This window comes from Desulfoluna sp. CLI2B, assembly GCF_056847375.1.
This window is the reverse complement of the sequence record NZ_CP186557.1, coordinates 4662758-4675168: the sequence shown is the minus strand read 5'-3', so window position 1 is coordinate 4675168 and position 12411 is coordinate 4662758. Positions and strand designations below refer to the sequence as shown.

Sequence of the window (12411 nt, the reverse complement as noted above, 5' to 3'; positions counted from 1 at the left end):
ATGCCTTTGATGTGGTCGCTTTCCCATGAACGATTCGGGAGCGTCTGACCGGAACGCCCGAGAACGGGCCGTTGCCAGTGGCCTGTGGGCACGCAACGGTCCGTTTGTTTTTCTTCCATGGTCATCCGGGCCAAGGGGGTTTTGTGTTGCGTGCTTCCCCGGTCCTGTACTATGCCTCTGGTATGGTTACAGGCACGAAGAACCCGGGATCACGGAACGATTCTGGCGCACATGTCCGATGACCGCGCCCTGTGTGTATCTATAAGGCTCCGGCCCCTCGTGCCTTCATCATCGCTTTCAGACCGACACATCAACCCCATGGGGGCCTGGATGCATCGACGATTTATACGGCGGCTTCGACTGAACTGTTCAGCCCGTGAGGTTTATGACTGGCACGGGGGCGACGGGGTTGTACATCGCCTGACCCCGCCCTGGGTGGCTTACCGGAACCTGGTTCGGCGCGGGGGGCTGGAAGAGGGCGCCACCACCTCCCTGACCCTGAAGCTCGGGCCCCTGCCCATTCACTGGCATTCCGTTCATACCGCCTGTTCCCGTGATCGGGGCTTCACCGATACCATGGTCAGGGGGCCCTTTGCGGCCTTTGAGCATACCCACCGGTTTGACGAAGACGACGGGGGCTGCCTTCTTACCGATACCATTCAATACCGCCTTCCCCTTGCGCCCCTATCCCACGCCGTGGCCGGGTCCTTTGCGGACAGAGAGCTAACGCGAATGTTTCGTTATCGCCATGCCGTCACCGCACGGGACATTGCCTCGCGCCTTGCCGCTGCGGGGGAGCCTCGCCTTACCATTGCTGTTTCCGGAGCCGGCGGAATCATCGGCTCGGCCCTGGTGCCGTGGTTGAGAAGCCAGGGGCATCGGGTGATGTCCCTGGTGAGGGGAAGGGCCCCGGGGGCCCATGAGATCGCCTGGGACCCGGTGGCAGGGACCGTGGAACACGAAAAATTCAAGGGCTGCGATGTCCTGATTCACCTGGCCGGAGAAAACATCGGAAACGCCCGATGGACGCCTGCAAAGCGTGAGCGGATCATGAAGAGCCGGTTGGATGGCACCGCCCTTCTGGCCAGGGCCGCCTCCCGGCACAAAGACGGCCCGAGGGTTTTTCTGTCGGCGTCGGCCGTGGGGTTTTACGGGAACCGGTGTGAAGAGGCGGTGACCGAGGCCGCCTCCTGCGGCGGGTCCTTTGTTTCGGAGGTTTGCAGGCGGTGGGAAGAGGCCGCCGCCGCCAACTGGACCCGGCCGGGTGGTCGGCTGGTCACTCTGCGTATCGGGGTGGTGCTGACCCCTGCAGGCGGAGCGCTGGCACGGCTGCTTCCTGTGTTCAAGGCCGGGCTGGGGGGGACCTTTGGTCGCGGTGATCAGTACATGAGCTGGGTCTCCATGGAAGATGTCCTGGGGGCCGTGGGCCATGTCCTGCGGACCCCTGACCTGGAAGGCCCGGTGAACCTCACCGCGCCTCACCCCGTCACCAATCGGGCCTTTGCCCGGACCCTTGCATCGAGTGTGAATCGTTGCTCCTTCACCACGCTTCCTGCGGCGGTTATTACCGGTGCCTTCGGGGAGATGGGGCGGGAGGTGTTGCTGGAAGGCGTTAAAGCCCTGCCCGGCGTTCTAGAACAGAGCGGGTACGGGTTTGTCCATCCCACCCTTGCCGACGCTCTTTCCGAAGTGCTTTAGGAGATTTGCTTTGAGGAAACGATACCGACTGCTGTTTATGTTCATCATGGTGGCGGCCCTGGGGTTCGGCTACCTGCATCACATGGTGCCCGGAGCCCATAACTTTGAGCGGCTTCATATCTTTCTGTTCAACCTCACCTCAGGCGGGACCTCCATCCTCTATTATATCGAAAACAAAAAAGGGATGTCGGTACGGGTGCGCTTTTTCCTGGTCTTCTCCGTGGTCTTTGCCGTTTTTGCCTGGCTGGAGCTCTTTGTCCCGGCTGCGGTCTGCGGCCTGGGCCTGGCAATTATCGCCGAGAGTGTGCGCTGCAATGCCTACTCCTTTTTTCCCAAGGAGTTTTTCTTAAGGGGGCACACCACATCCGACCGGTTTGCCCATGCCTCCCTGCTCTGCCTGGTCCTGGGGCTCCTTGCCTCGGTGCTGGTGATTTTAAACGATGCCTGGCTTCATCTCTTTACCTTGGAGACCCTGAGCATCGACACCTTTTTCCTGGGGTTCTCCTTTCCGGTGTCCCTGATCACCATGAGCGTCATGTTTTCCCTGATCCCGGACCTGAAAAAGCCCTTTATGAGCGTGGCCAGCCAGTTTGCCTTCTGGGCGGTGAACCTGGGGGTGATTGTCTTTTTTCTTTTTATCGTGGCCGGGTCCCTGTGGCCTCAGGTGGCCGTGACCCTGGTGCTTTTTTTCACGGTCATCCTCATTTTTGTCCTGTTTGTTACCTACGTGAAGGGGCTGCAACAGAAGAGCTTTCTGGTGTCGGGCATGCTGTTCCTTTTGTACACGGCCATTACCGGCATTGCGTACATTCTCCTTGAGATCATGTCCGACGGCTACCTTCGCTGGGGGGATCTCCTGCTTCGGCTCCATGCGGTGGCCGCCCTTTACGGGTGGAACCTGAGCGGGCTGGCGGTGATCTACCGGCGCTTTGACTTTCCCATTCGCCTCAACTCAAAACAACTCATCGCAGGCCACTGGCTCTTGGTGGCCGTGGCCGTCCCCTTGGGGGATGCCCTTGCCACCATGGCGGTGGTGGCCACGGTGGGGTACGGGGTGTTCCTCTACCTGATGTTTTTCAGCGGGAAACTCATCGAAGAAGACGACATCGAGCCTGTGATCGCTTGACATGCAAAGGGCTGGTGCGACCCGGGAATTTAAACGCCCCGTCATGCAAGCTGCATGGCGGGGCGCTTGGGTCGGCAGGGGCTTGCGGGGGGTGACCAGGCGATGGCGCCTCTTTTCTGGGGGGAAGTAAGGCAACGTCCGGTCACGGGTTGGCTCCTGCCGCCATTGCCGTAAGGTGAGATGCCCATGGCGGCCTGTTTACCCGAACGGCACGGTTTTCTGTTGTTGTAGTCGCCTGCAACCGGGCGGGGGTTACACCTGAAAGGAAAAAAACAACGGGCTGCCTTTTCAGGGGGTGAGAGGCCGTTTTTTTGTAACGCTTTGCCTGTCCCGTACGACCCATAAGGAGAATATGTCTGAAACGGCGGGGGGATTCCGGCAGGGTCCGCAAGGGGGATAAAGCAGGACGGCAGGCCGGAAAGACTGTGGCGCGGAACGGGCTGGGTTGAGCGGGCGATGGAGAATTATCCGAAAGACGAGATGCCTGACACATGCGACGACGACGTGGTGGTGAGGCGCGTGCTGTCGGGGGATGTCAATGCCTATGAGGCACTGCTGGTGAAATATACCCCGCATGTGGGGCGTGTTGTCGGCAGGCATGTGCCCTTTGACCAGGCCGAGGAGGTGGCACACGACGTGTTTGTCAGGGCCTACGGGTCCCTGGGTTCCTTTACCCTGGGGCGTTCGTTCCGGGCATGGCTGACCACGGTGGCCGTGCGCACCTGCTATGATTTCTGGCGCAGGGAGATGCGCTGCAAAGAGACGCCGGTGAGCTCCCTCGTGCCCGGGGGGGACCTGCCTTCGGCGGAGTGGATGGATGCTGTGCTGTCCGCCGATTCCCACCGTCGTTTCCACGCCGATGAAACCCGGAAGACCGCTGAAGAGGTGCTTTCCTTTGCCCTCGGCGCCTTGTCCGCCCGGGAGCGCATGATCATGGAGCTTTACTACCTGGAGGGGTACTCGACCCGTGAGGTGGCGCTTTTTCTGAATATGAGCATGGCCAATGTGAAAATCAACGCCTTTCGAAGCCGCAGGAAACTGCGCCTTGTTCTTGAAAAAATCACCTGAAGGGCGTCGGCCCGGTGAGTGGCCCGGGAGGAGGTACGTGTGATGAAAGAAAAACAGTGGGACATCCGTCTGATGCGGGCCTTGAAAGACCGACAGGCCACGTCGGGGCTGTGGCAGAGCCGGCAGGAGACGGAGGCCTTCCAGGCCGGGGTGATGAGAGACGTGGCCCGTCTCCGGGTTCACCCGGCAAGACCGCAGGAGGAGGGGTTTTCCGAGGCCGTCTGGCGCCTTGTTCCCCTGACCTCCCTTGCGGCGGGCGGACTCGCCGTGATACTGGCGCTTTGGTCCCATGGGAGTGAAGACTTGTTGAACCTGGCGCTGATAGACACGTCGGTGTATGTCGAGCACCTGATCGCTTACATGTTTTGATCGAGGTTGTCATGAAACGAGTAAAGCTCATGGTGGGGGTGGGGTTGATTTTTTCACTGGGGGCCCTGGCCGGTTTTTTTACGGCTCGCCAGGTGACGCATCATAAGGTGCGCCGGTTTGTCCACGGAGGCCCCCCTGCGGCCATGATCATTGCGCGCATGGTGGGCCGCATCGACCTGACTCCGGATCAGGGCCGGGCCGTAGACCCCCTTCTTACCGGGTTGCGAGGAGAGCTGGTGGAGCTTCACGATCGCACCCTGGCCGAAATCAACGCGATTATCCGGAAACGGTATTCCCTGATTGTGGAGGTATTGACGCCCGATCAGTACCAACGGCTTCTCTCAGAGACACGGAAGGCGAGGCGTTTCAATATGTTCCGTACCAGCTGGCGCCTGCCCTGGGCGGACAAGAGCGCCGAAGAGGTGATGGCAGAGCTGACGGCGGTCCTCTCCCTGACCCCGGAGCAGCAAGAGACCCTGAAACCCATGGTGGCCCGGCGAGTGAATGCACAGAAGGTTGTGGCTCGGGTGATGCACACCACAGAGGGGTTCGACTTCCTTCGGGTGGCGCGGGGCGCTGAGGGCGATGGCGAGATGGCCCGACCCATTCAGGAGGTTCTCACCCCCGAGCAGCTGGAGACCTACTGGTTGTCGCTCAGCCATCGGGGTCGTGCTTTCAAACGGGATCGGTGATGCCTCTGGCAACGTTTCACGGCTTGACAGCGGGCGTGGGCCCAACATCCTTGACATGCCGTGCAAGGCCTTTAACATGAACCCCGATGCCTCCAATGAGGCATCGGGGTTTTTTATTTATTACGGCAAATCAAGGGGGATAGGCATGGGTTGGGTGTCCGAAGGCGAAGGGGAGGCTGTGGTGCTGCTCCACAGCTCCATGAGTTCGAAGGTGCAGTGGGTTTCCCTGATGGAAGAGCTGAAGCAGACCCATCGGGTGGTGGCGGTGGATCTCTGGGGGTACGGGGATGCCCCGTCCGTTTCTGATGAACAGGCAGGGGACTTTACCCTGGATGACGAGTTGACCCTCATTCGCCGGGCCCTTGCCCATGATGTTCCCGGCGACACCCCGTTTCACCTGGTGGGGCACTCCTACGGCGGGGCCGTGGCCATGCACCTGGCCCTGGAGATGCCCGAGCGCATTCGCAGCATCTCCCTGTATGAGCCCATGGCCAACCACGTGGTTCGTGAAATAGACGACGCCCTCTACGAAAAGCAGAAAACCCTGATGGGGTCGGTCATCGAGGAGATCAACCGGGGCAATCTTAAGACGGGGGCCTCCATGTTCGTGGATTTTTTCAGCGGGGACGGGCTGTTCGATCTGTTACCCTCGGAGGTCCAGGAGACGCTGGCCGGGTGTGTCAAAAAGATGCCCCTGGACTATTTTGCGTCCGCGCACAAAGGGCTTCGCATGGGGCGCTACGGAAAGCTTGAAGCCCCCACCTGTCTCATGGCCGGACGTCAGAGTCCGGCGCTCTCTTATGAAATTTCCCGTGCCCTTTCCGGGGTGATTCCCCATGTGGACTACCACCTCGTGGATGCCGGCCACATGGCGCCCCTGACCCACGGCCCCAAGGTGAACCCCATCATCGCGGCCCATGTCAGGCGGCACACCTGCCTCAACTGACTTTTGCCCCGTGTAGAAGGCCAGGTTGCGGCAGAATGTTTGGGGTTGAAGTGTTTTTTTAATGAATTTAAGGGATTGCTGATTGAATATCGGCGTGCCGTTGGTGTATACTTCCTCCATTAACCGGGGAAAGGGGGCTGCTTTAAGCCGCGGTCCCTTTTCCGCCGTATCAAAGGGGCAGTTACCCGCCTTGCCCGGATATATATCGTAACATCTCAGCATTTTTTCAATGTCCTTGGCACCGGCCATCAAGGATGCGGCGTCAGGAATTCTTCCTTACAGCACCTTTTTTTGAACTGCATTTTTCTACGTCCCCGGCGTACATCGACACGTCATCTCGCGCATACTGGTCTCAGGTTCATGAGGTTTGGTCGGCAAGGCATGTTTTTTCGTTGAAACGGCTTCGCAAGGCAATCCACGATACAAAGGACAAAGGAGGCAGTATGAAACGATGCATGAAAGCCCTGGCTCTGGTTGCCGTGGTGATGGTCTGGGCAGGGCAGCCGAGCGCCGAAGGATCGGACTATCGTTTTGACCTCTCCCCCATGGTGGGAGGGCACATTTTCGAGGGGAACCAGAATCTGGATGACGGGTACACCATGGGGCTTGCCCTGGGGTATGCCATAAACCAGCGGTGCACGCTGGAAGGCGGCTTTACCTGGATCTCCACGGAGACGAAAAAGTTCGATGTGGACGTGGACGGTCAGCGCTATTCCCTGGACGCCCTTTACCATTTCATGCCCGAGGAGGCCTTGAGGCCCTTTGTGCTTATCGGGGCGGGTGCCTTGCGCCTGGACCCGGACGTGGGGGACTCCGAGACCGATTTCATGGCCGAGTACGGAGCGGGTCTCAAATACGCCATCATGGACAACCTGGACTTGAGGGCCGAGCTTCGCCACGTCATGCCCTTTGATGACTTTTACAACAACCTTGCCTGGCAGCTTGGGATCAGCTGGCGTTTCGGCAAGCGTGAAGCCGCCGCAGAGGAGCCCATGGCCGTGATGGACAGTGACGGCGACGGGGTCCCCGATGATGTGGACGCCTGCCCCAACACCCCCGCAGGCCAGGCCGTGGATGAGCTTGGCTGTCCTGTGGTGCTGGATTCCGATGGGGACGGGGTTCCCGACGACATGGATGTGTGCCCGAACACCCCCGCAGGCCAGCCCGTGGATGAGCTGGGCTGCCCCGTGATAGCCGATGCGGACGGTGACGGGGTGGAAGACAGCATGGACCGTTGTCCGGACACACCCCAGGGGGCCGTGGTGGACAGCCGCGGGTGCTGGGTGATCCAGGGGTTGACCTTTGATACGGGCGAGACCCGCATCAAGTCCGATTTCCTTCCCCTGCTCAACGAGGTGGTGGAGATTCTGATGACCAACCCCGATGTGCGGGTTTCCATTGAAGGCTACACCGACAGCGAGGGAAGCGATGCGGCCAACCAGCGAATTTCCGAAGGGCGTGCCAAGGCCGTGCAGGAGTATTTCGTGAGCAAAGGGGTTGCCGAAGGGCGCCTGGAGTACCAGGGCTTTGGCGAGGAAAATCCCGTGGCGGACAACGAGACCGAGGAAGGGCGAAAGCAGAACCGTCGGGTGGAACTCAGGCCCCTGCAGTGATCCACCGGGCTTATTCGGTTTGATGTGTTGAAAGGACCATGAAACGCCGTGCGAGGTCACTCGCACGGCGTTTTTTTGTGCCTTATTTCAGCCGGTGGCTCAAGGGCCGGGTCATGTCCCGGCTCAGGCGGTGGCGGATAAAGGCGTTGAGGCAGACCATGGCCCGGTTGGCGGTGAGATAGGTGGGGACCCCGCCCGCATCCAGGGTGCGTCCCAGCTCGTTGTAGACGGCATCGGCACGGCTCACCACGTTGACGGAGACGGCCACGGGTTTTTTGTAGGCATGGACCAGCCGGATGATGCGGGCGGCGATGTTGTCCGGGTTGGTTCGGATCTCATCGTCGGTGGTATGGATCAGGGCGCTCTGGGGCACGATGGAGACCATGAGGGCGTCCACGTCCGGGGATTTGAGCATGGTCTCGACAGCACCGGCAAAGATGGCGTCATCGGCCATGGGGGTGAGGTCCAGAAGGGGGGAGGCCTCGGCCATGGGAGGGATGATGGCCCTTAAGGCCGAAAGGGTGGCCTCATCGAAATCCGCCGGGACCAGGTCCCCCAAATTGTCGGCAGCGTAGGTTTTTTCGTACCCGGCGTTGGCGATGATGGCCACGCGGTTGCCCGAGACCACAAAGTCGTTCATGAGGGCAAAGGTCTTGATGAAGTCCCCGTGGTCCACCATGGTGTCGGCCACGATGGCCCCGGCCTGTTTCATGGCGGCCCGGGCCACGGCGTACTCCCCTGCGATGCTGGCGGTGTGGGACTCCGTGGCCTTTCGCCCCTCCTCGGTGCGCCCGGCCTTGTAGACGATGACCGGTTTGGTTCCGGCCCTGACGGCGTCGAAGAATTTGCGCCCCGCGTGGCGCTTGAACCCTTCGATGTAGCAGCCGATGACGTTGATCCTGGGATCGTCCTGAAAATAGGTGACCAGGTCGCAGGGATCCACATCGAGCTGGTTGCCGTAGCTGACGATCACCTTGGGGGAGATGGCGTTTTTCAGGTTGTCGATCTCGATGATGCCCAGGGCCCCGCTCTGGCTCAGGATGGCCACCTTGTTCTCGCGTTCCATGCTCACGGAGAATTTGTCTTCGGGAATGAAGAAGGTGTTGAGGCCTTTGGCGGTGGGGCTTCCCTCGTAGACGATGCCCAAACAGTTGGGCCCGATGAGGCGAAACCCGCCCTCTTTGGCGAGGCGGGAGATCTCCTCTTCCAGATCCCTGTTTTTGTCCACCTCGGCAAAGCCCCCGGGGATGAGGATGACAGCCTTGACCCCTTTTTTTACACACCCTTCGATGACGGGCAGGGTGGCGCTTGCCGGCACCGTGACGATGACAAGCTCCACGGGGGCGTCGATGGCCTCCAGGCCGGTGTGGACGGGAAATTCCCGGGATCCTGCGGAGAGGGTGCCTCCCCGGGGGTTGACGCAGAAGATGTCGGGCCGTTCCATGCGGATGAGGTTTTCGACGATGATGTTCCCCGCCTTGGTGGGGTCCGATGTGGAGACCCCCACCACGGCGATGCCCCTGGGTTCGAAAAAGGGCCTCATGGTGGCTTCGGGGGCGATGGACAGGTCGGGCAGGGGCCCCCGGGTTTTGAAACGGGCAAAGCCGTCCACGGCCACAAACCGGCCGTCGGTGGCGAAGACCAGGGGGTTGACCTCGAACTCCGTGATGACGTGGTCGGAGCCGGTGTTGAAATAGGAGGAGAAGGCAACAGCCAGGTCGGAGAAGGCCACGCCCACGTCCACGATGCGTCCCACGTCCGCCTCGCGGTTCCAGGCCTTGAATTTTTCGTGGATGTGGGAGGACTCCAAAAGGGCCCTTGCCCAGTCCCGGTCCACCGGGGCGAGGATGAGGTTGGGCTGGGAAAAGTGCCTGGCAAAAAATTCGGCGTCGCTGCCCCCTTTGGAAAAGGAGAGCACCGGCCCGAAGGTCTCGCTCTCCCGAAATCCGAGGAGGATTTCATTGCCCAGCTCGGGCTGGTAGTCCACCTTTTCGGTGATGAGCACCCCTTCCACCGGGACGCCCATGTCCCGAAACGCAGAGGTCATCTTCTCGAAGGTGTAGCGGACAAAGTCCGGGTCGGCGTGGACCATGCACACGCCGCCGGCGCTCGCTTTGTGGGTGACGGCCGGTGAGACGATCTTCATCACCAGTTCAGGCCCCCCGATGCCGTGGAGAAGCTCTCGGGTGACCGCATGGGCCGAGGTGACGAGGGCATGGCGGGGGACCTCGATGTCCATGGCACGGAGAATGGCGTACACTTCATGCTCGAAGAGCATGTCCCGACCGGCTGTGCGGGCGGCGCGGAGCATGGCGCCGATCTCTTTTTTTAGACGGGGTTCCAAGGGCATGGGGCACCTGTATGATGTGGGGGACGGGGTGGCCCTGGCCGGGCGGGGAGCCCATGACGGAAGGCCGGGGCGGCTGCTGATAAACGTCTTGATGGTGTCGGTTTTGTTCAGGATACGGGGCCGCCGACAGGCTGTCAACATCCGGGGGGATGCCGGGCTAACGCGAACGCTGTGAGGTCACCAGCCCCTCTTCAACGGTGAATTTGCCCTTGATGTTGACGGCGTGGTCGTGGTCGCTGCCCGGAGGGGCCTCCAGGGTGAGGGGCGCGGGGTCGTTGCTGCCGAGGTGGATGGCGATGACAGCGGAGGGACGCAGGCGTGCGTTGAGGCTGAAGCTGATGGTCCTGAGCGCCTCTTCCACCTCTGAGATCTCGCCATGGAGGGCCTTGGCCTGGGCCTCAAGGTCCCAGAACCGTCCGCACAGGGTGCGGGTATGCTCGATGGTCTGCATGGCACCGCTGACGGCCAGGCAGGTGTTGCCCCGCTTCAGGGAGGCCATCAGCTGGGGGACCCCCTCGAACTCATAGGCCTTGAGGGATGCGACAATTTTCTTGAACACCGGCCTGACGGAGTCGTCTTCTCCAAACTCGGCGGACAGGCTCTTGAGTTCGGCCACAAGGGATGCCTTGGCTTTGTTGAGGGTCTCCTCCAGCTCGTGAAGGGCTGTGTTGATCCGTCGTTTTTCAAGGGTGAGCTCATCGCGTTTCGCAAAGAGACCCGGCCCCAGGATCAGGTGGTTTGTGCCGCTGACCCGTACATTGTCCAGATCCGCCACACAGGTGTGGATGTGGGAGTTAAGCAGCAGGGCCGCCGAGGTGTTGATGGCCACCCGGTGGGCATGGATGGTGGCGTCGATGGCTTCCCGCTGAATGGACACGGTGCCGTGCTCGCAGCAGATGGTGGAGGAGGAGACGCTTCGGCAGGCAACATCCCCGTCGCTGGTGAGGTGACTTTCGGGCAGCATCTGATCCACCGCTGCCTTTTTGCCGGACTCCACATGGCCGCCGTTGATGGTGCGGATGGTCACCGACCCCGCCACCTTTACCAGGAACCCCTCGTTGACCGATTCCGCCTGCATGCTCACCGGGCAGACCACATCGCTGCCGATGTTTCCCACGGAAAAATCGATATCTCCCACCACGATGCGATCGGTGATGTCAATGGCCGAGATCCCTTCAGGGCCGAGGTGGGTGATGACCACGCCGTCCCGGCTCGCCTTAACATCGTTCGCCTTCGCTGGTGGTGATGTACACGCTTCGCGCCCTTTTTCTGAGCTTCAGGGGGTACTCCTTGGCCACGGGAGGCTGGACCGGGGTGCCGTCATGGGAGAGGCCGTCTTTGGCGGTGTCGGGGAGGGAGACTTGCAAGAGGAGATCCCCGGCCTTGGCCGAGGGGTAGCGGAGCATCTCCCGGAAGTCGATGCGTCCGTCGGAGAGGATCTTGCCTGCGTTGGAGCCCTTGTCGAAAAAGGTTCGGGTGATGCGGCCGCTTTTCCCGCCCCGGGGCAGGGTGCCGGAGACGGTGAGGGTGATGTCGTTGTTCTTGGAAACCAGGCGCACGGTCCGGCCGAGGCCGTCGTCATCCCAGGGGACGTAAAGGGATTCGTCAAAGGGTTCTTCGGCCAGCACGCCGTGGATAATCAGGGCGCTGATTTTGACAGTCTCCAGATGAAACCGCTGCAGGAGCTGGAGCAGTGCCAGGGCGTTGATTTTTTCTTCACCCGGCTTGATGCCGGCCGTGATGGTGACGGTGAGGGTCTGGAGCGTGTGGACCTGGGAGCTGAACAGGTAGCTTTCGAGGATATCGGCCTTGGCCTGTTCCCGCCGGGAGACAGGAATCTCTGTGAGGGGTATTACCGCGTGTCCTGTATCGGTCATGTCTCGGCTCCTCATGGTAATGCACCGAATCACCCATCCCATGTCTTGAGAGCGGTGCGTCCTGATCTGCTTGCGGTGGCCCTGAACCTGCGGCGATGGAAAAACGACTTCCATTACCTTCATGCTATCGGCGGCTCTTCTGGAAAAGTTTAGAACGAATATTCAAGGATTTTCGACAGTCTGCCGGTGGTGAGGGGCATGAAGGGGCTTCGGAACCGCCGCCGGAGTGATGTGCTGTTTATGTAAAAAAAGCCGGGTAAAATTCCGTTTTATTAAAAACACAATTCCCAAAACTACTTGTTCGACTGAATGTTACCGATAAAGGAACGGTACCAACGCACGTCGGTGACCGGGGATGGTTTTCGGAAGAGGGTAAACGCTGTTTTGCTTGTGTTTGCTTGTTGTGGAGTGTGACGAAAGAATGGATCGCAAAAGCCCGAACGAGTGTGGAACAAAAAAACAGACATGGGAAAAAGGCTGAAATGGCGGCCTGTTTTTCGTACTTGGAGTCCTTTTTTAAGGTCTTGGAGGGTGTTTTAAGCAAAGATGTTCGGTGGGCGATGCAAATTGCCGTTGGCTTACATGAGTTATCTTGCGATACCGCTATTTCAGTGGCAAAAAGCGATTTTTTAATGAAATTGAAGGGAATAATAGAAATTATTGAATAAAAAG

The 12411-nt window shown here is 60.1% G+C and carries 11 protein-coding genes; 8 read left to right on the top strand and 3 right to left on the bottom strand.

Going from position 1 to position 12411, the window contains the following annotated elements:
- Positions 1-330 precede the first annotated feature (330 nt).
- The 7 genes from ACOYW2_RS21820 (at position 331) to ACOYW2_RS21790 (ending at position 7512) form a co-directional block, all read left to right on the top strand.
- Positions 331-1698, top strand: coding sequence for a TIGR01777 family oxidoreductase (locus ACOYW2_RS21820; RefSeq protein ID WP_482767980.1), 1368 nt, complete (start codon positions 331-333; stop codon positions 1696-1698).
- A 10-nt stretch (positions 1699-1708) separates the two neighbouring features.
- Positions 1709-2824 (top strand): hypothetical protein, encoded by a 1116-nt coding sequence (locus ACOYW2_RS21815; RefSeq protein WP_482767979.1) that lies wholly within the window; start codon positions 1709-1711, stop codon positions 2822-2824.
- A 456-nt stretch (positions 2825-3280) separates the two neighbouring features.
- Complete coding sequence (locus tag ACOYW2_RS21810; protein WP_482767978.1) at positions 3281-3892, top strand: RNA polymerase sigma factor; 612 nt, start codon at positions 3281-3283, stop codon at positions 3890-3892.
- 42 nt (positions 3893-3934) lie between these two features.
- Positions 3935-4261 carry a hypothetical protein gene (locus tag ACOYW2_RS21805; RefSeq protein WP_482767977.1) on the top strand — a complete coding sequence of 109 codons (327 nt, stop codon included), beginning with the start codon at positions 3935-3937 and terminating at the stop codon, positions 4259-4261.
- Between the two features lie 11 nt (positions 4262-4272).
- Positions 4273-4953: a hypothetical protein gene (locus ACOYW2_RS21800; RefSeq protein ID WP_482767976.1), complete on the top strand. Its 681-nt coding sequence runs from the start codon at positions 4273-4275 to the stop codon at positions 4951-4953.
- A gap of 145 nt (positions 4954-5098) precedes the next feature.
- A complete protein-coding gene (locus tag ACOYW2_RS21795) occupies positions 5099-5899 on the top strand; it encodes an alpha/beta fold hydrolase (protein WP_482767975.1) in 801 nt (266 codons plus the stop codon).
- A 443-nt stretch (positions 5900-6342) separates the two neighbouring features.
- Entirely contained in the window at positions 6343-7512 is a 1170-nt protein-coding gene (locus ACOYW2_RS21790; RefSeq protein ID WP_482418064.1) for an OmpA family protein, read from the top strand.
- A gap of 82 nt (positions 7513-7594) precedes the next feature.
- On the opposite strand, the gene ACOYW2_RS21785 is transcribed toward ACOYW2_RS21790, so the two are convergent.
- From ACOYW2_RS21785 to ACOYW2_RS21775, 3 genes are all read right to left on the bottom strand, one after another.
- Positions 7595-9862, bottom strand: a complete 2268-nt coding sequence (locus ACOYW2_RS21785; protein ID WP_482767974.1) for an acetate--CoA ligase family protein — start codon at positions 9860-9862, stop codon at positions 7595-7597.
- 157 nt (positions 9863-10019) lie between these two features.
- The gene (locus ACOYW2_RS21780; protein WP_482767973.1) at positions 10020-11063 is read right to left on the bottom strand and encodes a hypothetical protein; all 1044 of its coding nucleotides are present in this window, start codon (positions 11061-11063) and stop codon (positions 10020-10022) included.
- A 16-nt stretch (positions 11064-11079) separates the two neighbouring features.
- Complete coding sequence (locus tag ACOYW2_RS21775; protein ID WP_482767972.1) at positions 11080-11739, bottom strand: flagellar assembly protein A; 660 nt, start codon at positions 11737-11739, stop codon at positions 11080-11082.
- 446 nt (positions 11740-12185) lie between these two features.
- On the opposite strand from ACOYW2_RS21775, the gene ACOYW2_RS21770 reads away from it, so the two are divergent.
- A complete protein-coding gene (locus tag ACOYW2_RS21770; protein WP_482767971.1) occupies positions 12186-12407 on the top strand; it encodes a hypothetical protein in 222 nt (73 codons plus the stop codon).
- Positions 12408-12411: the final 4 nt, after the last annotated feature.

Coding starts and splice junctions, on each gene's coding strand:
- ACOYW2_RS21820 (WP_482767980.1), top strand. CDS start 331: ATGCATCGACGATTTATACGGCGGCTTCGACTGAACTGTTCAGCCCGT.
- ACOYW2_RS21810 (WP_482767978.1), top strand. CDS start 3,281: ATGGAGAATTATCCGAAAGACGAGATGCCTGACACATGCGACGACGAC.
- ACOYW2_RS21805 (WP_482767977.1), top strand. CDS start 3,935: ATGAAAGAAAAACAGTGGGACATCCGTCTGATGCGGGCCTTGAAAGAC.
- ACOYW2_RS21800 (WP_482767976.1), top strand. CDS start 4,273: ATGAAACGAGTAAAGCTCATGGTGGGGGTGGGGTTGATTTTTTCACTG.
- ACOYW2_RS21795 (WP_482767975.1), top strand. CDS start 5,099: ATGGGTTGGGTGTCCGAAGGCGAAGGGGAGGCTGTGGTGCTGCTCCAC.
- ACOYW2_RS21790 (WP_482418064.1), top strand. CDS start 6,343: ATGAAACGATGCATGAAAGCCCTGGCTCTGGTTGCCGTGGTGATGGTC.
- ACOYW2_RS21785 (WP_482767974.1), bottom strand. CDS start 9,862: ATGCCCTTGGAACCCCGTCTAAAAAAAGAGATCGGCGCCATGCTCCGC.
- ACOYW2_RS21775 (WP_482767972.1), bottom strand. CDS start 11,739: ATGACCGATACAGGACACGCGGTAATACCCCTCACAGAGATTCCTGTC.